This window comes from Tropicimonas sp. IMCC6043, assembly GCF_004146235.1.
Taxonomy (GTDB): domain Bacteria; phylum Pseudomonadota; class Alphaproteobacteria; order Rhodobacterales; family Rhodobacteraceae; genus Tropicimonas.
Genome location: NZ_SELO01000023.1, coordinates 20,034 through 42,107 on the forward strand (window position 1 = coordinate 20,034; position 22,074 = coordinate 42,107).

The following is a 22,074-nucleotide window of genomic DNA, read 5'->3' on the forward strand; positions in this document are numbered from 1 at the left end:
CACTTGGACAACCCCGTCGGCATCATCTCGATGCAGTTCATCCGGCCCTTCACGCGGAAGGACCTGCACTATTTCGCGCATTCGAAGGCGCTCGGCTTCGACTTCGTCGAACTCCTGGTGCCGGAGCCGGAGGACGATCTCGCACCGGCCGACGTCCGCCAGGCGGCGGGGGATGCCGGGATCGATATCGTCCTTGCGGCACGGGTGAACCCGCAGCGCTCTATCGCCTCGGACGACCCCGCCGCCCGGCAAGGTGGGCTGGACTACCTGAAGACCTGCATCGAGGTCGCGGAGGCCATCGGCGCCCGGATCGTCGGCGGCCCGCTCTACGGCGAACCGATGGTCTTCGCCGGACGGCCGCCGCTGCCTCGAACCGACGAGGACATCGCCGCACGCGCCGCCCGTACCGTCGAGGGGCTCGCCGCCGTCGCGCCGCTGGCCCGTGCCGCTGGCAAGGTCTTTGCCGTGGAGCCGCTCAACCGGTTCGAGACGGACATTCTCTCCACCACCCGGCAGGCCATCGAAGTGGTCGACGCGGTGGATGATGCCGGCCTCGGTATCATGCTCGACACGTTCCACATGAACATGGAGGAACGCTCCATTCCGGACGCGATCCGCGCCGCTGGCTCGCGGATCGTCCATTTCCAGGCGAACGAGAACCACCGCGGTCATCCTGGAACAGGCCACCTCGACTGGCCCGCAATCTGCAGGGCGCTTGCAGAAGTGAACTACAAGGGCCCCGTCTCGCTCGAACCGTTCCGGCGCGCCGACGATCGCGTGGCACTGCCAATTGCCCACTGGCGCGCCCCGAGAGAGGACGAGAGCGACAAGCTGAAAGCCGGCCTCGGCGTGATCCGGTCAGCGCTGGCTCTCGCGGAGGTGGATCAATGACCCTGAATATCGGTTGGATCGGCTGTGGCAGGCATGCGCGCCAGATGCTTTTGCCACGCCTGCCAGATCACGGAATCCGGTTGACTGCCCTGTGCGACAGCGATCGTGCCGCGATGGCAGCGACCGCGCAAGCCTACGGTGTTGCTGACTGCTACAGCGACTTCCGGGACCTGTTGCGGCATCCCGGGCTGGACGCTGTCGGCATGGCTGTCGGCCCGGATATCCATCAGGCTGCCGCAATCGCTGCGTTGGAACGCGGCTTGCCCGTTTTCATGGAGAAACCTCCTGCCGCGACCGCCGCCGGCGCGAAGGAGGTGGCCGCTGCTGCGCGGAAGGCCGGCAAGCCGGTGATCGTGGGCTTCATGAAGCGCTATTCCAGCGGCAACCGCATCGCGATGAACCTGCTCAAGAAAGCGAATTTCGGCCCGATCCTTGGCATAACCGGAAGCTATCTGACTGCGCCCACCTATTTCGAGGGCGAGCCGGACTACACAGGCTTCTTTCTGCATCACTGCGTCCACTACATGGACCTCGTCCCCTGGTTTGCGTCCAGCGAATTCGCCGAGCTGAGTGTCCGAAAGGTCAGCCCGGCGCCGGGCCGGCTTCTGCTGCACCTCGGCTTCACGACCGAGGCGGGCGCGATCGGCAACATCGTCATGGGAACGGTCCAGTCCCGGGGAACCCCGATGGAGGAGATCCGGATCATGGGCGATCACAAGCGGATCGAGGTGGACAATATCGTCAACGTCGAACTCCACCGGGACCCGCCATTCAAAGCCGACGATCCCGCGGCGACTCTCGACGACACCGTGGACACCCTGACCTGGCAACCCAATTTCACAGCGGCGGCCAATGAGGACCACAAGGGCTATAGCGGGCTACTCGCCGATGCCGCTGCGGTCCTGAGAGGAGAGAGCCGCGACGCACCGACGATCGAAGACGGAGTTCTCGCGATGGAGCGCCTGGAGCGTATGATCGCGTTGATCGAGAAGTAGACGGGTCGTGTATTATCCCGACCTACCTATGGCGGCCCATTGCGAAGTGGTTCAAAACGAATTGTCGTCGCGCACGCCTTGATTGCCCCTGGTTCCGCCGCAAACCGCGCGAATCCTCACACGTCCCGCAGGGCGTCGGTTCCCGCCTTCCGGATCGGTGCAGTGGCCTCTGAGGCGAGATGAGCCTAAGATCGCTGCCGAGCTTTCCGGATAGGAAAAGGGTCCGTGGCCTTCACGCTTCGACAGGTTCAGTATTTCGTCGCTGTTGCGGAGCACGGCTCCATCAGCCACGCGGCGCAGGCGCTGTCGATTTCTCAATCCTCAGTGACAGAGGCTGTTCGATTTCTTGAAGACGATCTCGGCGTCAAGTTGTTTGACCGGCACGCGAGGGGTCTCAGCATTACTCATAAGGGCCACCAGTTCCTCCGGCACGCGACGTCGATTCTTTCGGAAGTCTCGGGCGCGCGCAGGGCACTGGAGATCGAAGGCGAGGAGATTACCGGGACGCTTCACCTTGGCGTCACGTCTCTGATGGCTGGCTATGTCATGTCGGATCTCCTGGCGCGGTACCGGCGTGCGAATCCGCTCGTCGAAGTCTCGGCGATCGAGGACAATGGCGAGTATCTCGAACACCTGCTGGTCGGTGGCGAGCTGGACGTGGCAGTCATGGTCACGTCAAACCTGAGCGATCGGATGGCACTTCAGGTGGAGATCCTCGAGGTCTCGCCCTATCGCCTCTGGTTGCCGATCGGGCATCGGCTGGTCGCTGAGGATTCGATCACGCTCGATGATCTGACCGGCGAACAGCTGATCATGCTGGACATCGACGAGATGGGCGAAGCGGCCGTCAAATTGCTGTCGGCACTCGGAACCCGGCCGAAGATCGCATTTCGCACCAAGTCGGTCGAGGCGGTTCGCAGCCTGGCGGCCACCGGCGCCGGAATCGCGCTTCTGCCGGACCTCGTATACCGTCCATGGTCGCTCGAGGGGGACCGGATCGTCTCGCGGGACGTCTCCGGGTCGCTGCCAGTGGTTCAGGTTGGGATGGCCTGGAGAAAGGGCTCACCCCTTTCCAAGGCGGCGCGGGATTTCATCACGATTGCTCAGGAACATCGATCTGTCAGGGACCGCCAGAAGTAGGTATCGGATTTTCCGATATCGATCATCTGAATTTTGAATTTGCGAACGTTGACGGCGGCGCGCATCCTTCGCGGCAATTCAGAAACCCATGAGGGTTCGGACTTACCCAACAGGAGAACGGAAATGCGCGCTTCATCCCAGAAAACAATTCTACTTGCCACGGTGAGCCTTGTCGCGACCCAGGCATTCGCCGCCGACATGCTGACCGAAATCGGCCCCGGCGAGGGTCAGGTGAACATCGTGGCCTGGCCGGGCTACATCGAGCGCGGCGAGACCGACGCCGCCTTTGACTGGGTCACCAAGTTCGAAGAGGCCACCGGCTGCATGGTCAACGTCAAGACAGCCAATACCTCCGACGAGATGGTCGCGCTGATGAACGAGGGCGGCTTCGACCTCGTCACCGCGTCGGGCGATGCCTCGCTGCGCATGATCGCTGGCAAGCGGGTGCAGCCGATCAACACGGACCTGATCCCGAGTTGGAGCACAATCGACGACCGCCTGAAGGAAGCGCCATGGCATTTCGTGGACGGCACCCATTATGGTACGCCCTACATGTGGGGCCCGAATGTGCTGATGTACAACACCGAGGCCTTCCCGGAAGCGCCGACCAGCTGGTCGGTGGTGTTCGAGGAAACCACGCTGGCGGACGGCCAGAGCAACAAGGGCCGCGTGCAGGCGTATGACGGCCCGATCCACATCGCGGATGCCGCCAACTACCTGATGGCCCACCAGCCCGAACTTGGCATCACCTCGCCCTACGAGCTGAACCAGGAGCAGTACGATGCTGCGCTCAACCTGCTGCGCGGCCAGCGCGAGTTGGTGTCCCGCTATTGGCACGACGCGTTCATCCAGATCGACGACTTCAAGAACGAAGGCATGGTCGCTTCCGGCTCCTGGCCGTTCCAGGTGAACCTGCTGCAGGCAGACGGCGTGCCGGTCGCCTCGGTGATCCCAGAAGAGGGTGCCACGGGCTGGGCCGACACCACGATGATGCATGCCGAGGCCGAGAACCCGAACTGCTCCTACATGTGGATGGAGCACACGCTGTCCTCGAACCTGCAATCCGACCTCTCGGTCTGGTTTGGCGCCAACCCGTCTGTGCCCGCCGCCTGTTCTGACGGCAGCGGCATGCAGACCGCCGAGGGTTGCACCACCAACGGCATGGACGATTTCGAGAAGATCAAGTTCTGGCAGACTCCTGTCAGCAAGTGCGAGAGCCAGGGCGAGTGCGTGCCCTACTACCGTTGGGTTTCGGACTACATCGGCGTGATCGGCGGCCGCTGACCCGACAAACACGGCCACTCACCCCATCGCCCTTTGGGCGGTGGGGCCTCCCAAGAGTAATACATGAATACAGCAGCAGTAAGATTCAAAGGCGTTTCGCGCCACTATGGCTCCGTGCGCGCCGTCGATGAAGTGGACCTGAGCATTGCCGAAGGCGAGTTCTTTGCGATGCTTGGCCCCTCTGGTTCCGGCAAGACCACGTGCCTCCGCCTGATCGCCGGTTTCGACCAGCCGACTGCCGGCGAGATAACGATCTTTGGCGAGGATACCCGCGGCGTTCCACCCTACAAGCGCCACGTCAACACGGTGTTCCAAGACTACGCGCTGTTTCCGCACATGAACGTGCTCGACAACGTCGCCTACGGCCTGATGATTGCCGGCATGCCGAAGGCCGAGCGGCACAAGAGGGCCGAGGGCGCGCTTGAGCTTGTGGCCCTGCCGGGATTCGGGGGGCGCAAGCCTTCCGAGCTTTCGGGCGGCCAGCGGCAGCGCGTCGCGCTTGCCCGGGCGCTGATCAACGAACCTCGCGTCCTTCTGCTCGACGAGCCGCTCGGCGCGCTCGACCTCAAGCTGCGCGAACAGATGCAGCAGGAACTGAAAGACCTGCAGCGCAAGCTCGGCATCACCTTCATCTTCGTTACCCACGACCAGGGCGAGGCCCTGTCGATGGCCGACCGTGTCGCCGTGTTCAACGACGGCAAGATCGTGCAGATCGGCAAGCCCGAGGACGTCTATTACCGCCCGGAAGTGCCCTTCGTGGCCGATTTCGTCGGCTCCTCCAACGTGCTGCCGCCGCATGTGGTCGAAAAGATCGCCGGCAAGTGGACCCATGCCAGCGTGCGCCCCGAGGCGGTGTCGCTGGTGGATGCGGGTCTTGGCGTCGACGGGCTGCATGCGACCGTGCATTCGACCGCCTTCCTCGGCACAGCGACGCGGGTTTCGCTCGACCTCGACGGGTTCTCGATGGTCGCGCTGCTGCCCAAGGGCACGCGCATCCCCGAAACCGGCGAACAGGTCCATGTCAAATGGTCCCCCGAGGACCTGCACCTGATGGATACCGCCTGATGAGCGAGCATGTCCTTGAAACCGAACGCTCCGGCGGGCTGAGAGGCATCTCGGATGTGCTGTGGCGCAATCCGCGGCTGGTGATCTTCCTGCTGCTGGCGCCGCCCGCGCTGTGGCTGGGCATCGTCTATCTGGGGTCCCTCTTCGCGCTCCTGGCGCAGAGCTTCTATTCCATCGACGAGTTCTCGGGGCTGATCCAATACGAGTTCACGCTCAAGACCTATGGCGAATTGTTCACACCCGCCAATTTCGACATAATCGTACGGACGGTAGTGATGTCGGCAAGCGTGACCATTGCCGCCGCGATCATCGCCTTTCCCATCGCCTATTTCGCGGCACGTTACGCCAAGGGGAAATGGAAGGCGCTGTTCTACATCGGGGTCATGCTGCCGCTTTGGTCGAGCTACCTCGTCAAGGTCTACTCGTGGAAGTTGATTCTGGCCAAGGAAGGCATTCTCAACTGGCTGTTCGAGACGCTGCACCTGAGCTGGCTCTTGAACGCCTACCTCTCGATCCCGGTGATTGGAGGCAATTCCCTCTCGGTCAGTGCGACCGGCACATTCCTCGTGTTCCTCTATGTCTGGCTGCCGTTCATGGTGCTGCCGATCCAGGCATCGCTGGAACGCGTACCGCCCTCGATGCTCGAAGCCTCGGGGGACCTCGGAGCCTCGCCGCAGCAGACCTTCCGCCATGTGCTGCTGCCATTGGCGCTGCCGGGGGTTATCGCCGGCTCGATCTTCACCTTCTCGCTGACGCTGGGCGACTACATCATCCCGCAGATCGTCGGCACCTCGCGCCGCTTCATCGGCCAGGCCGTCTATGCCTACCAGGGCACGGCCGGGAACATCCCGCTCGCCGCCGCCTTTGCCGTGGTGCCGATCGTCATCATGGCCTTCTACCTGTGGGTCGCAAAACGAAAGGGAGCCTTCGATGCGCTCTGATCGCGCCCCCCTTGGCCTGAAGATCGCCGCCGGCGCCGGCCTCGCCTTCATGCACCTGCCTATCGTGCTGATCTTCGTCTATGCGTTCACGACCGAGGACAAGTCCTACCAGTGGCCGCCCCCGGGGCTGACGCTGAAGTGGTTCGGTGTCACCTGGAACCGCCCGGATGTCTGGGAGGCGCTGTCGCTGTCACTGCGAGTGGCCGCCATCTCGACCGCGATCGCGCTGGTGCTAGGCACGCTCTGCGCCGCCGCCGTCAGCCGGACGAAATTCTTCGGTCGCGAGGCGATCTCGCTCATGGTGATCCTGCCGATCGCCCTTCCGGGCATCATCACCGGCATCTCGCTGCGTTCGGCTTTCAACCTCGCCGACATCCCGTTCAGCTTTTGGACCATTGTGCTAGGCCACGCGACCTTCTGCGTCGTGGTCGTCTACAACAACGCCGTGGCGCGGTTCCGGCGCACCTCCGGGTCGCTTGTCGAGGCATCGATGGATCTCGGCGCGGACGGCTTTCAGACCTTCCGCCACGTGATCCTGCCCAACATTGCCACTGCACTTCTGGCGGGCGGAATGCTCGCTTTCGCGCTCAGCTTCGACGAGGTGATCGTCACCACCTTCACCGCCGGACAGCAGCAGACGCTGCCGATCTGGATGCTGGAAGAACTGGTGCGCCCGCGTGAACGCCCCGTGACCAACGTTGTCGCCATGATGGTGGCGCTGGTCACGCTGCTGCCGATCCTCGGCGCCTATTACCTGACCCGCGGCACGGACACCGTCGCCGGGCAGGGCAAATGACAACAGGGAGATATACATGGAAACCAAGATGCTGATCGGCTCGAGCTTCGAGGCTGGAACCGAGACCGAGGAACAGGTGCTCAACCCGCGCACGGGCGAGACCGTCCTCAAGATGCCCGAGGCCAATGCCGAGCAGATCAACCGCGCGGTGGCGGCAGCCCGCAAGGGCTTTGCCACCTGGTCACGGACAACTCCGGCCGAACGGTCGGAAAAGCTGCTGGCGATCGCCGACGCGGTGGACGCCAACCTCGAGGAACTCGCACAACTCGAGGCGCTGAACTGCGGCAAGCCGATCAACGAGGTCCGCACGGCCGAGGTTCCGGCGGTGTCCGACTGCTTCCGCTACTTCGCCGGTGCGGTGCGCAACATGCACGGGCCGCTCGCGGGCGAGTACATGGAGGGCCATACCTCGATGATCCGCCGGGACCCGGTGGGCGTCGTCGCCTCCATCGCGCCGTGGAACTACCCGATGATGATGATGGCGTGGAAACTGGCGCCGGCGTTGGCGGGCGGCAACACGGTGGTGCTCAAGCCCTCCGAGCAGACGCCGCTGACGGCACTGAAACTGGCGAAGATCCTGTCCGACATCCTGCCCGAAGGCGTGGTCAACGTGATCGTGGGGCAGGGGGCGAGCGTCGGCAACACGCTGATCAACCACCCCGGCGTCGACATGATCTCGATCACGGGTGACATAGCAACCGGCAAGAAGGTTCTGGTGGCCGCCGCGAATTCGGTGAAGCGGACGCACCTGGAACTGGGCGGCAAGGCTCCGGTCATCGTCTATGACGACGCCGATCTGGATCGCGTCGTCGAGGGGTTGAAAGCCTTCGGCTACTACAACGCAGGCCAGGACTGCACCGCCGCCTGCCGCGTCTATGCGGGCAAGAAGATCTACGACAAGTTCGTGGCCGAGCTTTCCGGCGCAGTGTCTTCCATTGTCTATGCGAACCACGACGACACCCTGAACGAAATCCCGCCGCTGATCAGCAAGCGCCAACGCGACCGCGTGGCGAGCTTCGTGCAGCGCGCCGCCGACCAGAGCCATATGGAGGTCGTCACCGGCGGCGCCCTGCACGAGGGGCCGGGCTTCTATTACCAGCCCACCGTCATCGCGGGTGCGCGGCAGTCCGACGAGATCGTCCAGCGCGAAGTCTTCGGCCCGGTTGTGTCGGTTACGCCATTCGGAGACGACGATGACGTGATCGGTTGGGCCAACGACAGCCAATACGGCCTGGCCTCCTCGGTCTGGACGAACGACATCGGCCGGGCGCTTGATGCCTCGGCGCGGCTCCACTACGGCTGCACCTGGGTCAACACCCACTTCATGCTGGTCAACGAAATGCCCCACGGCGGCTTGAAACAGTCCGGCTACGGCAAGGACATGTCGATGTACGCCCTTGAGGACTACACGGCCGTGCGCCACGTCATGATCGCGCATTAAGTCAACCGGTATCTGCCAGGTTCGCGACTGATCTCCGGCCCGATTGCCTTCCCTGGCCGGAGATCGCTGCACTGGCGGCAAAGGTTCCGGAGTTCGGCATCATGAAATGACCGACGCCCGACGGCATCGACGTGCCGCCTTGGGTCCGAAACGATCCGCAAGGGGAGGGCGGTCATATCATCAACGCGGGCCTGCTCAGAGATCGGAGGTCTTCTCCGCCGGGCCCCCGACCGTTAAAACTCGGGGAGTGTCTCCTGCCCGGCCATTTTCACAACGCCGAATCTTTGGGCACAAAGGCATTGCCATCCCGTGCATGACAAGCACCCCGTGCTTGCCTGGACAGCTGATTGGAGTTCTTGTGTCCAATCGCGGTGGAGACTGTTCATGTTGCGAAGCGGAGCGACCTACGACGACTGCTCTGCCAAGCAGACGAAAGCGAATGTCGAACAAACTTTCAATTGTGGTCGTTGAGCCCGACCGGGAGCGCGCGATCCTGATCGTCGACAGCCTGCGTGCAGCAGGCGATTTCGACGTTTCGGTGATTTCCGAGGTCACCGGGCTGGCGCGCCACGTCTCAAGCCGCGATCCCGATGTCGTGCTGGTCGATCTCACGAGCCCTTCGCGCGACATCCTCGAGGAGTTGACGCTCGCCTCCGGACCGCTCGACCGGCCGGTGGCGATGTTCGTCGACCGCTCGGACGACAGCCTGACCAAGGCAGCCATCGAGGCGGGAGTCTCGGCCTATGTCGTCGACGGGCTGCGCGCCGACCGGATCAAGCCGATCATGGACGCGGCGATCGCCCGCTTTCACATGTTCCACCGGATGCGGCTCGAGTTGGAGACGACCAAGCGCGCGCTTGAGGAGCGCAAGGTGATCGATCGGGCAAAGGGCCTCCTGATGAAGGCGCGCGGTCTGGACGAAGAGGCTGCCTACGCGCTCCTGCGCAAGACGGCGATGGACCAGGGGCGAAAGGTGGTCGACGTCGCCGAGGCGCTGGTGACCGCCGCGGGGTTGCTGTCATGAGCCTGAAGCCGCTGGAAGCGGGCTTTATCCCGCTGGTCGATGCCGCGCCATTGATCCTTGCGCGCGAGATCGGCTTTGCCGAAGAGGAGGGCCTCGATCTCCGGCTTCGCGCGGCGCCAAGCTGGTCGACACTCAGGGACATGCTGGCCATCGGCGCGATCGATGCGGCGCATATGCTTTCTGCTATGCCGGTCGCCATGGCGCTCGGCCTAGGCGGCATCTCCGAGCGGATCGACGTGCTCTCGGTCCTCTCGGTCAACGGCAACGTTGTCGGAGTCTCCAGCGCGCTCGCGGAACGGATGCGCGTAGCCGGCCATCGGTTCGATTTCGCAGATGCCGACAGCGCCGGTCGCGCGCTTATCGAAGCGGCAGGGGACAGGCCCCGGATTGGCGTTCCCTTCCCCTTCTCCATGCACGCCGACCTGCTCTTCCACTGGCTCGGTGCGCTCGGTCTGCCCGCGCCGCAGGCGCTTCAGGTCGTCACGGTGCCGCCGCAGCTTATGGCGGAGGCCATCGCCGCGGGCGAGATCGATGCCTTTTGCGTCGGTTCGCCCTGGGGCTCCATCGCCGTCGAGAACGGAGTTGGCGAGCTCCTGTTGCCGGGCTCCGCGATCCGGGCCTTCGCCCCGGAAAAGGTTCTCGCGGTTCGGCATGGCTGGGCCGAGGCCGAGCCGGGCCTGACCCGGTCGCTCATGCGCGCGGCGTGGCGCACCGGCCGTTGGCTCAGCGAGGGCGGCAACCAGGTAACGGCGGCTGAGATCCTTTCCCGCCGCGAGTATCTCGACCTGTCGCCGGAGATCATTGAGCGGTCCCTTAGCGGCCAGCAGGTGATCTCCCCGCGAGGCGAGGTGCGCAGCGTGCCAAACTTCCTCGTCTTCTTCCGCGGCGCCGCAACATATCCGTGGCGCTCGCAGGCGGCCATGATCGCGCATTCCATGGCCGCGCGCGCGGGTCTTGACCGCGCAAACGCCATCGAGGCGGCGCGATCCATCTTCCGCACCGATCTCTATCGGCAGAACCTGCGCGACCTTGGTGCCGAGATGCCCGGGGCGTCCGACAAGATCGAGGGCGCGCTCACCCGCCCGACGCCGGTCGCTTCCGAATCCGGCCGGCTGATTCTCGAACCGGATTCGTTCTTCGACGGCTACATTTTTGATCCAAGCACGCAAGACTGACCGCCTTTTGGGCAGCGATCGCCGCGGGAGACGGCGAACTTTCGAGAATCCCCCCACCAAACCGGGCAAACCATCCCTGCGCGTTGACTTTGCAATGCTGCACCTGCATCCATGATAACGACCGGGGCAACGACGTCCCGTCACACGAAATCACCCTCAATGTCGTGGGTAGCCGAGCAAAGCCGCTCGACCTCCTGTCCCTCCGGGCAGGTTTGGTCAGCGGCTTTTTTGTTTTTTCGGCCCCCTTGCCGGGCCAGACACAGGACACAGAGACATGAAACGGACCGTCGCCTGCCTCCTCGCCACCTCCTGCCTTACGCTGCCCGCCGCGGCCGAGATGCTGGACGTCGAAAAGGACGAACTGACCTTCGGCTTCATCAAATTGACCGACATGGCCCCGCTCGCGATCGCCTACGAGATGGGATATTTCGAAGATGAAGGTCTCTTCGTTACGCTTGAAGCCCAGGCGAACTGGAAGGTCCTGCTCGACGGCGTGATTGGCGGCCAGCTCGATGGCGCCCACATGCTCGCCGGTCAGCCGCTCGCCGCCACCATTGGCTTCGGCACCGAGGCGCATATCATCACGCCCTTCTCGATGGACCTGAACGGCAACGGCATCACCGTGTCGAACGAGATCTGGGAGCAGATGAAGGAGAACATCCCGTCTGATGCGGACGGCAAGCCGGTGCACCCGATCTCGGCCGCCGCCCTGAAGCCGGTCGTCGACAGCTACCGCGCCGAAGGCAAGCCCTTCAACATGGGCATGGTCTTCCCGGTCTCGACCCACAATTACGAGTTGCGCTACTGGCTCGCCGCTGGCGGCATCAAGCCGGGCTACTACTCCCCCGAGGACGTGACCGGCCAGATCGACGCCGAGGTTCTGCTCTCCGTGACTCCGCCGCCGCAGATGCCGGCAACGCTCGAGGCCGGCACGATCTATGGATATAGCGTCGGCGAGCCCTGGAACCAGCAGGCGGTCTTCATGGGCATCGGCGTTCCGGTGATCACCGATTACGAGCTGTGGAAGAACAACCCCGAGAAGGTTTTCGGCATTACCGCCGCCTTCGCCGAGGAAAACCCCAACACCGCCATCGCCGTGACCAAGGCACTCATTCGCGCCGCCATCTGGCTTGACGAGAACGACAACGCCAACCGCCCGGAGGCGGTGGAGATCCTCAGCCGCTCCGAGTATGTCGGCGCGGACTATGACGTCATCGCCAACTCGATGACCGGTACCTTCGAATACGAGAAGGGCGACAAGCGCGAGGTGCCCGACTTCAACGTGTTCTTCCGCTACAACGCGACCTATCCCTACTACTCCGATGCCGTCTGGTACCTGACCCAGATGCGCCGCTGGGGCCAGATCGCCGAGGCCAAGCCCGACAGCTGGTATGACGAGGTCGCCCGCAATGTCTACCGTCCCGACATCTACCTCGAGGCCGCGAAATCCCTCATCGACGACGGGCTCGCCACCGAAGACATGTTCGATTTCGAGACCGACGGCTACAAACCCGCGACCCCGGCGGAGGATGTCATCGACGGCATCGCCTATGACGGTCGCACGCCCAACGCCTATCTCGAAAGCCTGCCGATCGGCCTGAAGGGCGAACAGACCGTCGTCGGCAACGAAGTCCAGGGCTGACAGCACCCGCAACCGCCGTTTCCCACGGCCCACCACTCACGGGATGGCGGGCGGGTCGAGCCTCCGCCAGGGGCGAGCATCCGAACCGCCATCCCGACACCAACCCTTCAAGTCAGGACCGCCCGACATGACCGCCATCGACCCTGTCTCCCTAAGCGCCGCCGAGGCCAAGGAAGCCCGCAAGGCCCGGCTCTTTACCCGCATCAACAAGGCCGATTCCTGGTTCAAGGTCTTCGGTCTCTCCTTCATGACACCGCTTCTCAAGGCCGCCGCCGGCGACAACCCGAAGGCACAGCTCAAGGAGATCTGGCTGCTCCTCGGCGTTCCGATCGTCGCCATCGCCGCTTTCCTGATGCTCTGGGCCACGCTGGCGCCCAAGGTGCAGACCTCGCTTGGCGCCGTGCCCGGCCCGGCGCAGGTCTGGGAACAGGTGATCAACCTCAACGAGGACGCAATCCGGGAGCGCGAGAAGGAAGCCGATTTCTATGCGCGCCAGGAAGAACGCAACGCCAAGCTCGAGGCCGCCGGCAAGTCCGACAAGGTCAAGTGGCGCGACTATACCGGCAAGCCCACCTATTACGACCAGATCTGGACCTCCATCCAGACCGTCTTCTTCGGTTTCCTGCTGGCTTCGGTGGTCGCCATCCCGCTCGGCATCCTCGCCGGTCTCTCTCGCGTCGGCGACGCCGCGCTGAACCCGATCGTCCAGATCTTCAAGCCGGTCTCTCCGCTGGCCTGGCTGCCTATCGTGACGATGGTCGTTTCGGCCACCTACACGACCAACGAGGGCCTGTTCACCAAGTCCTTCCTGATCTCGGCCATCACCGTCACGCTCTGTTCGCTCTGGCCGACGCTCATCAACACCTCCCTCGGCGTGGCCTCGATCGACAAGGACCTCGTCAACGTTTCCAAGGTTCTGAAGATGTCGACCTGGACCAAGATCACAAAGCTGGTGCTGCCTTCCGCGCTGCCGCTGATCTTCACCGGCCTCAGGCTCTCGCTCGGTGTCGGATGGATGGTTCTGATCGCGGCCGAGATGCTGGCGCAGAACCCCGGCCTCGGAAAGTTCGTCTGGGACGAGTTCCAGAACGGATCGTCGCAGTCGCTCGCCAAGATCATGGTGGCGGTCTTCACTATCGGCATTATCGGCTTCCTGCTCGACCGGCTGATGTTCGCGCTGCAATCCCTCTTCACCTTCTCGAACAACCGGTGAGCGCGATGTCCATCCTGAAATTCGACAACGTCTCCAAGAGCTTCGGTGAAGGCACGGCCAGGACCGACGTGCTTAAGGGCATCGACCTGGAGGTCCGGGAGGGCGAGTTCCTCGTGCTCCTCGGCTTCTCCGGCACCGGCAAGACCACGCTGATCAACCTGATGGCGGGGCTGGAGATGCCCTTCTCCGGGTCAGTCACCTTCAAAGGTTCGCCGATCACCGGCCCGGGCCGCGAGCGCGGAGTGATCTTCCAGAACTACTCGCTGATGCCCTGGCTCACCGTGACCGGCAATGTCCGCCTCGCCGTAGACACCGTCTTCCCCAACCTCTCCAAATCCGAGAAGGAAGCGAAGGTCGCGGACTACGTCAAGATGGTCGGCCTCTCCCATGCCGCCACCCGCCGTCCGGCCGAGCTCTCGGGCGGCATGCGGCAGCGGGTGAACGTCGCCCGGGCGCTGGCGATGAGCCCAGAGGTCCTCCTCCTCGACGAGCCGCTTTCTGCGCTCGATGCCCTCACTCGTGCCAATCTCGCCGACGAGATCGAGAGTATCTGGGAGGCCGACAAGAAGACCTGTGTGCTCATCACAAACGACGTCGACGAGGCCATCGTGCTTGCCGACCGGATCATCGCGCTCAACCCGGACGGCACGCTCGGAGAGGAGTTCCACGTCGACATCCCGCGGCCTCGCGAGCGCGGCGAGATGAACCACCACGAGGGCTTCAAGCAACTCCGCGGCGCGGTGACGAAGTATCTCATGGATGTCGGCTTCGCCGCCAAGGCCGAGGAGACCAAGACCCTCCCGCAGATCACCGCGATCCACAACGAGCCGCTGCCCAAGGCGCTGGCGGATGCGCGGGAAACCACGCTGGAGGAGAAATACCTGGACTTCAGCCAGATCCACAAGATCTACCCCACGCCCAAAGGACCGCTCACCGTGGTCGAAGACTTCAACCTGAAGCTCGACAAGGGTGAATTCATCTCGCTGATCGGCCATTCGGGATGCGGCAAGTCCACCGTGCTGACCATGGCCGCCGGGCTTAACGCGATCTCCAAGGGCGTGATCCGGCTGGACGGCCGCGGCGTCATCGGTGCTGATCCGGAACGCGCGGTTGTCTTCCAGTCGCCGTCGCTCTTCCCCTGGCTGACGGCGCGCGAGAACTGCGCCATCGGCGTCGACCGGGTCTATCCGAAGGCATCGCGCGCCGAACGGCAGGACGTGGTCGATTACTACCTCGAGCGTGTCGGCCTCGCCGACAGCATGGACAAGCCCGCGCATTCGCTTTCGAACGGCATGAAGCAGCGCGTCGGCATCGCCCGCGCCTTTGCACTCTCGCCCAAGCTCCTGCTGCTCGACGAGCCTTTCGGCATGCTCGACAGCCTCACACGCTGGGAGCTTCAGGAAGCGCTGATGGAGGTCTGGAGCCGCACCAAGGTCACCGCGGTCTGCGTCACCCATGACGTGGACGAGGCGATCCTGCTCGCCGACCGGGTGGTGATGATGACCAATGGGCCGCAGGCCACGATCGGCCGCATCGTCGATGTGGACCTGCCCCGGCCACGCACTCGCAAGGCGCTGCTCGCGCATCCTGACTACTACCTCTACCGCGAGCAGGTCCTGAGCTTCCTCGAGGAATACGAACACGGGGCCAAGCCGAAATCCGCCCCCGCTGAGCCCGAACCGAAGGCCAGCGCCAGCAAGGCCGCCTGAGCAGCCGCATTGGAGAGATGACGATGAGTGACGTGATGGAACTCGCCCAGCAGACCTTTATTCAGGTCTCCGAGATCTGGGTCCCCGAGGGCGACCGGCTGGTGCTCGACAAGGGCAATTACGGCGGGCTCGACGCCTTCGCCGCCGCTTCACACCGGGAGAGCTTTGCCAAGAGCGAGGGGCTGCCGGGCAAGGCCTGGGCCGAGGGGCGCCCGGTGGTTCTGAAGGAGTTTGACGGCTCCTATTTCAAACGCACCGAGGCCGCCAAGGAGGCCGGGCTGACCAGCGCCGTCGCGGTGCCGGTCTTTGCCGGCGCGGCGCTCAAGGCGGTGCTCGTCGTGCTCTGCGGCGACGATGCCGAGCGCACCGGCGCGCTCGAGGTGTGGGAGGAGGAAGACGGCCTCCTGATGCTCGACGAGGGCTATTACGGCGCCGCCAAGCATTTCGAATGGGTCTCCCAACATACGCATTTCCCCCGCGGGCAGGGCCTGCCCGGCGGTGTCTGGGCGGCGAGCGCGCCGATCCTGATGCGAGATCTCGGCTCGGGCTATCACTTCATCCGCGCCGACAGCGCCGGTAAGGCAGGGCTCACCACCGGGCTCGGCCTGCCGATCCCCTCGCCGAGCGGCAAGACCTATGTGCTCACTCTGCTCTCCGCCCGTGGCACTCCGATCGCTCGGCGCTTCGAGATCTGGGACGCCCGCGCCTCCCGCGGCGCCGCCGCCGAAGCCATCCTGACCGACGGGATCTGTGAGCGCGATGGACCGCTCTGGAGCACAGAGAACCCGCCGGTCTCGCCACCGAAGGTCACCGCCTGGCAGGGCGCTCTGGGGCAAGTGCTGGGCTCCGGCCTGCCGGTCGTCAAGGCGGACGGCGCGGGGCTCCCGGTCGGCTACCGCTCGATGGTGGCGCTGCCGATCTACCGCGAAGACCAGCTGGCCTATGTGGTCGCCTGGTATCTGTGAGAGGGACGGAATCCATGACCAGACTTGTTGTCATCGGCGCCGGCATGGCGTCCGGCCGTGTGCTGGAGCATCTCTTCGAGGCTGCGCCTGAGAAATTCGACGTCACGCTGTTCAACGCCGAACCGCGCGGCAATTACAACCGCATCATGCTCTCCCCGGTGCTCTCCGGCGAGAAGAGCTATGCTGAAATCGTCACCCATGACGACGCCTGGTATGGCGCGCACGGGGTGACCTGCCGCTTCGGCGAGCGGGTGACCGGCATCGACCGGGACCGAAAGGTCGTGATCGGCGAAAAAGGCGAGGTTGTCTATGACAAGCTGATCGTCGCTACCGGCTCCAATCCCTTCATCATTCCCTTTCCTGGGCACGACCTGCCCGGGGTGGTAGCGTATCGTGATCTCGAGGACACCAACGCGATGATCGAGGCAGCCGGAACGCCCGGCGCCAGCGCCGTGGTGATCGGGGGCGGGCTTCTCGGGCTCGAAGCGGCCGCAGGGCTCAGGTTGCGCGGGATGGACGTGACGGTCCTGCACAATGTCGGCCACCTGATGGATCGCCAGCTCGACGAGACCGCCGGATATCTCCTGAAGAAGGATCTGGAGAAGCGCGGCATCGGCGTGATCACCCGGGCCGCCACGAAGGCGATCGAAGGCGACGGCCGCGTCGAGCGGGTGGTTCTGGAAGACGGGACCAGCCTGCCGGCCGACATCGTGGTGATGGCTGTGGGCATCCGTCCCGCGGCGCAGCTCGGCCACGCGGCCGGGCTGGAGATGGGCCGGGCGATCAAGGTCGACGCGCAGATGCGCACGTCCGACCCGGACATCTTCGCCGTTGGCGAATGCGTCGAGTTCGACGGCGCGCTCTTTGGCCTCGTGGCGCCGCTCTACGACCAGGCGAAGGTGCTGGCCAGGACGCTTCTCGGCGAGGAGGACGCTTTCCGGATGCGCGAGCTTTCCACCAAGCTGAAGGTGACCGGCTGCGATCTCTTCTCGGCCGGCGATTTCGCCGAAGGCGAGGAGCGTGAGGACATTGTCTTCCGCGACCCCGCGCGCGGCATCTACAAGCGCCTGGTGATCGAGGGCGACCGGCTCGTCGGCGCGGTGATGTATGGCGACACAGCTGATTCCAACTGGTTCTTCGGCCTGATCAAGGACGCAACCGACATCGACGAGATGCGTGACACGCTGATCTTCGGTCCGGCCTTTCAGGGGGGTGGCGCTGCCGCCGCGGACCCTATGGCGGCCGTTGCAGCCTTGCCGGATGATGCGGAGATCTGCGGCTGCAACGGCATCTGCAAGGGCGACATCCTGAAGTCCATCGCCGGCGGGGCCCACACACTTGATGCGGTGCGCGCCCAGACCAAGGCCTCGGCCTCATGCGGAACCTGTTCCGGCCTCGTGGAACAGGTGCTCGCGATCACGCTCGGCGACGGCTTCCAGATGCCGACCGAGAAACCGGTCTGCACCTGCACCGAGCTCACTCATGAGGACGTGCGCCGCCTGATCAAGGCGAAGGAGCTGAAATCCCAGCCCGCCGTGTGGCAGGAGCTCGGATGGAAGACGCCGAATGGCTGCCATGTCTGCCGTCCGGCGATCAATTTCTACCTGCTGGCGGACTGGCCTCTCGACTACCTCGACGACCCGCAGAGTCGCTTCGTAAACGAACGCAACCACGCCAACATCCAGAAGGACGGCACCTATTCGGTGATGCCGCGGATGTGGGGCGGGATCACCACGCCGGACGAACTGCGCGCTATCGCCGATGCGGCCGACAAGTTCGGCGTGCCCACGGTGAAGGTCACCGGCGGCCAGCGCATCGATCTTCTCGGCGTCAGGAAGGAGGACCTCCCGGCCATCTGGGCAGACCTGAACGATGCTGGAATGGTTTCTGGTCACGCCTATACAAAGGGGCTCAGGACGGTGAAAACCTGCGTCGGCTCCGACTGGTGCCGCTTCGGGACGCAGGATTCGACCGGGCTCGGCATCAAGCTGGAGAAAATCCTCTGGGGCTCCTGGACGCCCCACAAGGTGAAGCTCGGCGTCTCCGGATGTCCGAGGAACTGCGCCGAGGCGACCTGCAAGGATGTCGGCATCATCTGCGTCGATTCCGGATACGAGATCGGCGTCGCCGGCGCCGCGGGAATGGACCTCAAGGAGACCGAGCTGCTCGCCAAGGCGACCTCCGAGGAGGAGGCCATTGCACTGGTGATCGCCTTCGTGCAGCTTTACCGGGAAAACGCCAAATACCTCGACCGGGCCTATAAATGGGTGGCCAAGGTCGGGCTCGACTGGGTCAGGGAACAGATCGTCGATGATGCCGAGAACCGCGCCCGTCTCGTCGATCGGTTCGAAGTCTCTCAATCGGTCTACCGCAAGGATCCCTGGGCCGAACATGCCAAACCCAAACCGGCGCAGAGGTTCCACCTGCTGGCGGACCTGACGCAGGAGGCCGCGGAATGAGCTGGATCGACATCGGGCATATCGACGACATCCCGCTCCGCGGCGCGCGGTTGGTGAAGACCCATATGGGCTGCCTGGCGGTGTTCCGAACCGGGGAAGCGGAGGTCTTCGCCGCGTCCGATTCCTGCCCGCATCGCGGCGGCCCGCTCTCCGAAGGCATCGTGCATGATCGTAAGGTGACGTGCCCGCTGCACAACATGGTCTTCTCTCTGGAGACCGGCGAGGCGCAGGGCGCCGACGAGGGCCGGATCGAAACCTTCGCGGCGCGTGTCGAGCAGGGTCGGATCCTGCTCGACGGGACCCTGATCGCGGCGCGGGGCGCCGCGTGATGGCCACCAGCTCCACCTGCCCGTATTGCGGCGTCGGCTGCGGCGTCCTGGTCGGCCAGTCCGACACGGGCGGCTGGACGATCAAGGGCGATCCGTCCCATCCCGCCAATCTCGGCCGGCTCTGCTCGAAGGGCACGGCGCTCGGCGAGACGCTGGACCTTTCGGACCGGCTGCTGGAGCCGCTGATTGGCGGCGAGACGGCGGGCTGGGACACCGCGCTCGATCTCGTGGCGGCCCGGTTCCGAGCCGCGATCGACGCATATGGGCCGGACAGCGTCGGCTTTTACGTCTCCGGCCAACTGCTGACCGAGGACTACTACGTAGCCAACAAGCTGATGAAGGGCTTCATCGGCTCGGCCAATATCGACACCAATTCGCGTCTCTGCATGGCATCGTCGGTCGCCGGTCACAAACGTGCCTTCGGAACCGACACGGTGCCGGGCCAGTATACGGATCTCGAGGAGGCCGACCTCGTGGTGCTGGTAGGCTCCAACCTCGCCTGGTGCCACCCGGTGCTCTACCAGCGGCTTGTGGCCGCGAAAAAGGCGCGCCCCGGCATGCGCGTGGTCAACATCGACCCGCGCAAGACCGCGACTTGCGACCTCGCCGACCTGCACCTGAAGATCGCGCCCGCGGGCGACGTGGCCCTCTTCAACGGATTGCTCGCGGAGATCGCCGAGAAGGGTGCGGTGGATAGCGAATACGTTCAGGCCCATGTCGACGGATTCGACGCCGCGATGGACGCCGCCTCCCGCGACGAACTCGCCGCCACCGGGCTCTCGCGCGCGGAGTTGCGGCAATTCTTCGATCTTTGGATCGGCACCGAAAAGGTCGTCACGATTTATTCGCAAGGCGTCAACCAGTCCTCCGCCGGCACCGACAAGGTCAATGCGATCCTGAACTGCCATCTGGCGACGGGGCGTATCGGCAGGCCAGGCATGGGGCCGTTCTCGGTCACCGGCCAACCCAACGCCATGGGCGGGCGCGAAGTCGGCGGGCTGGCAAACACGCTCGCCTGCCATCTCGACATCGAGAATGCCGAGCACCGTGCCGCCGTCCGCGCTTATTGGAACGCGCAGGCGCTGCCGGACACGGCGGGGCTGAAGGCGGTCGACCTCTTCCGCGCCGCCGGCGACGGACGGATCAAGGCGCTCTGGATCATCCACACCAACCCGGCGGTCTCCATGCCCGAGGCCGACGCCGTCCGCGCCGCGATCGAGGCATGCGAGTTCGTCGTAGTCTCCGATATCACTGCAGCGACCGACACCGCGCGGCTCGCAGACGTGGTGCTGCCGGCAACCGCGTGGGGCGAGAAGGACGGCACGGTCACCAACTCGGAGCGCTGCATCAGCCGCCAGCGGCCCTTCCTGCCCGCACCCGGCGCGGCGCGAGACGACTGGCGCATCCTCTGCGATGTCGCCGCCCGGATGGGCTGGGCGGATGCCTTCGATTTCAGTGGCCCGGCCGAAATCTTTCGGGAATACGCCGCCCTCTCGGGGATCGCCGGTCAACTCGGACGGGATTTCGACATCTCGGGCCTCGCCGACCTGAGTACCGCCGAATATGACGCGCTGGCCCCCACAGTATGGCCGGTGACACGCCACCGGACAGGCGGGCGGTTCTTTGCCGAGGGCGGATTCTTCACCGAAAATCGACACGGCCGGATGCTGCCGCTCTCTCGACGTGCGCCGCGGTCCGTCCCGACGCCGGAATTTCCCTTCCGGTTCAACACCGGTCGTGTGCGGGACCATTGGCACACGATGACCCGGACCGCGAAATCGCCGCGCCTCAGCCAGCACATGGCCGAGCCCTATCTCGAGATCCACCCCGAGGATGCCGAGCGCCTCGGCCTTGCGCCTACCATTATCTGCGAGGTGACGAGCCCCACGGGCCGCGCGCTCCTGCGTGTCGTCGTCACCGACCGCGTTCGCCCCGGCGAGGTCTTCGCCCCGATGCACTGGTCCGGCGAGACCGCCTCTGCCGGCCGGATCGACGCACTGGTCCGGGCCGAGGTCGACTCGGTCTCCGGCCAGCCGGAGAGCAAGGCTTCCGTGGTCGCCGTCGCGCCCTTCCCCGCGCGATGGTACGGCTTCGCGGCGGCTGCCGGCGAGATCCGGCCACGAACCGACTACTGGGCGAAGGCACGCGCGAAGGCCGGCTGGCGCGCAGAACTGGCCTGCCGGGACGTTCCTGAAAGCTGGGAAGACTACGCACGACAGCTCTTCAACCTCCCGGATGCGGCGGCGGTGTCGGTCATCGACGCAAGGCGGGGTCTCGCGCGCCTTGCGCTGATGGAGGACGGCCGCGTGGTTGCGATGTTCTTCGCCGCGCCCGGCCCCGTCGCCATCTCCCGCGCCCATGTCGCCGCACAACTCGGTGGGGAAGACGCCTCCGGCGTGCTTGCCGGCCACGCCGGCGCGGACCGGCCTGACCCCGGCGCAACGGTCTGCGCCTGTTTCGACGTTGGAATTAACACCATCCTCGCGGCCATCGAGTCGGGCAAGGTCCGAACGGTCGAGGAGATCGGCGCCGCTCTCCGCGCCGGGACGAGTTGCGGCTCTTGCCGTCCGGAACTGGCCACTCTCCTCAGAAACACCCTGCCGGCCGAAGCCGCAGAGTGACACGCGTGCCCAAGGGTCGCGCAATGGCGAGCAGACCGCTGTCCGGCCAAGCACGTTGCTTGACGGACGTGACCCGGCGTCGGGCAACGAGTTCACGCTAAAAGACACCGAGTCAATGTTCTGACATCACAAATTCACTCCACTTCCCGAGGAACCATAAAAACGGTTTGTCCCCCGGGCCAGTCGGCTTCGCCTCGAGCTTGATCCCGGTACATCCTCTGCCCATCCGGGTATTGTGGAGCAACGCCAAAGAGGGATCGGCAAGTGTGGCGGCTCCTGCGGCCCGCGATACCGGATGTTCACGGCCAGAGTTTTCCTGCGCCGATCTTCATTCAGCGCCCATTTGCGCAACAGCTATGGCATCCACTGCTTGGGATCGATACG

General features: G+C 64.6%; 17 protein-coding genes. All 17 read left to right on the top strand.

Annotated features, from left to right (window positions below; all coding sequences use genetic code 11):
• Nucleotides 1-3 precede the first annotated feature (3 nt).
• The 17 genes from EU800_RS17920 (at nucleotide 4) to EU800_RS18000 (ending at nucleotide 21,690) form a co-directional block, all read left to right on the top strand.
• Nucleotides 4-891 carry a sugar phosphate isomerase/epimerase gene (locus EU800_RS17920; RefSeq protein ID WP_129634401.1) on the top strand — a complete coding sequence of 296 codons (888 nt, stop codon included), beginning with the start codon at nucleotides 4-6 and terminating at the stop codon, nucleotides 889-891.
• On the top strand, nucleotides 888-1,886 hold the full coding sequence (locus EU800_RS17925; RefSeq protein ID WP_129634402.1) for a Gfo/Idh/MocA family protein: 999 nt from the start codon (nucleotides 888-890) through the stop codon (nucleotides 1,884-1,886). The genes EU800_RS17920 and EU800_RS17925 overlap by 4 nt, the downstream gene beginning before the upstream one ends.
• A 225-nt stretch (nucleotides 1,887-2,111) precedes the next feature.
• Entirely contained in the window at nucleotides 2,112-3,026 is a 915-nt protein-coding gene (locus EU800_RS17930) for a LysR family transcriptional regulator (RefSeq protein ID WP_129634403.1), read from the top strand.
• Between the two features lie 123 nt (nucleotides 3,027-3,149).
• On the top strand, nucleotides 3,150-4,310 hold the full coding sequence (locus tag EU800_RS17935) for an ABC transporter substrate-binding protein (protein WP_129634404.1): 1,161 nt from the start codon (nucleotides 3,150-3,152) through the stop codon (nucleotides 4,308-4,310).
• A gap of 63 nt (nucleotides 4,311-4,373) precedes the next feature.
• Nucleotides 4,374-5,375: an ABC transporter ATP-binding protein gene (locus EU800_RS17940; RefSeq protein ID WP_129634405.1), complete on the top strand. Its 1,002-nt coding sequence runs from the start codon at nucleotides 4,374-4,376 to the stop codon at nucleotides 5,373-5,375.
• Nucleotides 5,375-6,316 (top strand): ABC transporter permease, encoded by a 942-nt coding sequence (locus tag EU800_RS17945; RefSeq protein ID WP_129634406.1) that lies wholly within the window; start codon nucleotides 5,375-5,377, stop codon nucleotides 6,314-6,316. The genes EU800_RS17940 and EU800_RS17945 overlap by 1 nt, the downstream gene beginning before the upstream one ends.
• The gene (locus EU800_RS17950) at nucleotides 6,306-7,112 is read left to right on the top strand and encodes an ABC transporter permease (RefSeq protein ID WP_129634407.1); all 807 of its coding nucleotides are present in this window, start codon (nucleotides 6,306-6,308) and stop codon (nucleotides 7,110-7,112) included. Before EU800_RS17945 ends, EU800_RS17950 begins: the two co-directional genes overlap by 11 nt.
• A gap of 16 nt (nucleotides 7,113-7,128) precedes the next feature.
• The gene (locus EU800_RS17955; protein ID WP_129634408.1) at nucleotides 7,129-8,553 is read left to right on the top strand and encodes a gamma-aminobutyraldehyde dehydrogenase; all 1,425 of its coding nucleotides are present in this window, start codon (nucleotides 7,129-7,131) and stop codon (nucleotides 8,551-8,553) included.
• Nucleotides 8,554-8,992: 439 nt separating this feature from the next.
• Nucleotides 8,993-9,577, top strand: a complete 585-nt coding sequence (locus EU800_RS17960) for an ANTAR domain-containing response regulator (protein ID WP_129634409.1) — start codon at nucleotides 8,993-8,995, stop codon at nucleotides 9,575-9,577.
• Entirely contained in the window at nucleotides 9,574-10,752 is a 1,179-nt protein-coding gene (locus EU800_RS17965) for a CmpA/NrtA family ABC transporter substrate-binding protein (RefSeq protein WP_129634410.1), read from the top strand. Before EU800_RS17960 ends, EU800_RS17965 begins: the two co-directional genes overlap by 4 nt.
• A 274-nt stretch (nucleotides 10,753-11,026) precedes the next feature.
• Nucleotides 11,027-12,394 carry a CmpA/NrtA family ABC transporter substrate-binding protein gene (locus tag EU800_RS17970; RefSeq protein WP_129634411.1) on the top strand — a complete coding sequence of 456 codons (1,368 nt, stop codon included), beginning with the start codon at nucleotides 11,027-11,029 and terminating at the stop codon, nucleotides 12,392-12,394.
• Nucleotides 12,395-12,521: 127 nt separating this feature from the next.
• Nucleotides 12,522-13,607, top strand: coding sequence for an ABC transporter permease (locus tag EU800_RS17975; protein ID WP_129634412.1), 1,086 nt, complete (start codon nucleotides 12,522-12,524; stop codon nucleotides 13,605-13,607).
• Nucleotides 13,608-13,612: 5 nt separating this feature from the next.
• Entirely contained in the window at nucleotides 13,613-15,316 is a 1,704-nt protein-coding gene (locus EU800_RS17980) for an ABC transporter ATP-binding protein (protein ID WP_129634413.1), read from the top strand.
• Between the two features lie 23 nt (nucleotides 15,317-15,339).
• The gene (locus EU800_RS17985; protein ID WP_129634414.1) at nucleotides 15,340-16,281 is read left to right on the top strand and encodes a GAF domain-containing protein; all 942 of its coding nucleotides are present in this window, start codon (nucleotides 15,340-15,342) and stop codon (nucleotides 16,279-16,281) included.
• A gap of 14 nt (nucleotides 16,282-16,295) precedes the next feature.
• Nucleotides 16,296-18,740, top strand: coding sequence for a nitrite reductase large subunit NirB (nirB, locus tag EU800_RS17990; protein ID WP_129634415.1), 2,445 nt, complete (start codon nucleotides 16,296-16,298; stop codon nucleotides 18,738-18,740).
• Nucleotides 18,737-19,069, top strand: coding sequence for a nitrite reductase small subunit NirD (gene nirD / locus EU800_RS17995; protein ID WP_129634416.1), 333 nt, complete (start codon nucleotides 18,737-18,739; stop codon nucleotides 19,067-19,069). Before nirB ends, nirD begins: the two co-directional genes overlap by 4 nt.
• Complete coding sequence (locus tag EU800_RS18000) at nucleotides 19,069-21,690, top strand: nitrate reductase (protein WP_129634417.1); 2,622 nt, start codon at nucleotides 19,069-19,071, stop codon at nucleotides 21,688-21,690. The genes nirD and EU800_RS18000 overlap by 1 nt, the downstream gene beginning before the upstream one ends.
• Nucleotides 21,691-22,074 lie beyond the last annotated feature (384 nt).

What these genes read in the sequence shown, in the direction of transcription:
- EU800_RS17925 (WP_129634402.1), top strand. Translation starts at nt 888, where the DNA reads ATGACCCTGAATATCGGTTGGATCGGCTGTGGCAGGCATGCGCGCCAG.
- EU800_RS17935 (WP_129634404.1), top strand. Translation starts at nt 3,150, where the DNA reads ATGCGCGCTTCATCCCAGAAAACAATTCTACTTGCCACGGTGAGCCTT.
- EU800_RS17940 (WP_129634405.1), top strand. Translation starts at nt 4,374, where the DNA reads ATGAATACAGCAGCAGTAAGATTCAAAGGCGTTTCGCGCCACTATGGC.
- EU800_RS17945 (WP_129634406.1), top strand. Translation starts at nt 5,375, where the DNA reads ATGAGCGAGCATGTCCTTGAAACCGAACGCTCCGGCGGGCTGAGAGGC.
- EU800_RS17950 (WP_129634407.1), top strand. Translation starts at nt 6,306, where the DNA reads ATGCGCTCTGATCGCGCCCCCCTTGGCCTGAAGATCGCCGCCGGCGCC.
- EU800_RS17955 (WP_129634408.1), top strand. Translation starts at nt 7,129, where the DNA reads ATGGAAACCAAGATGCTGATCGGCTCGAGCTTCGAGGCTGGAACCGAG.
- EU800_RS17960 (WP_129634409.1), top strand. Translation starts at nt 8,993, where the DNA reads ATGTCGAACAAACTTTCAATTGTGGTCGTTGAGCCCGACCGGGAGCGC.
- EU800_RS17965 (WP_129634410.1), top strand. Translation starts at nt 9,574, where the DNA reads ATGAGCCTGAAGCCGCTGGAAGCGGGCTTTATCCCGCTGGTCGATGCC.
- EU800_RS17970 (WP_129634411.1), top strand. Translation starts at nt 11,027, where the DNA reads ATGAAACGGACCGTCGCCTGCCTCCTCGCCACCTCCTGCCTTACGCTG.
- EU800_RS17975 (WP_129634412.1), top strand. Translation starts at nt 12,522, where the DNA reads ATGACCGCCATCGACCCTGTCTCCCTAAGCGCCGCCGAGGCCAAGGAA.
- EU800_RS17980 (WP_129634413.1), top strand. Translation starts at nt 13,613, where the DNA reads ATGTCCATCCTGAAATTCGACAACGTCTCCAAGAGCTTCGGTGAAGGC.
- EU800_RS17985 (WP_129634414.1), top strand. Translation starts at nt 15,340, where the DNA reads ATGAGTGACGTGATGGAACTCGCCCAGCAGACCTTTATTCAGGTCTCC.
- nirB (WP_129634415.1), top strand. Translation starts at nt 16,296, where the DNA reads ATGACCAGACTTGTTGTCATCGGCGCCGGCATGGCGTCCGGCCGTGTG.
- nirD (WP_129634416.1), top strand. Translation starts at nt 18,737, where the DNA reads ATGAGCTGGATCGACATCGGGCATATCGACGACATCCCGCTCCGCGGC.
- EU800_RS18000 (WP_129634417.1), top strand. Translation starts at nt 19,069, where the DNA reads ATGGCCACCAGCTCCACCTGCCCGTATTGCGGCGTCGGCTGCGGCGTC.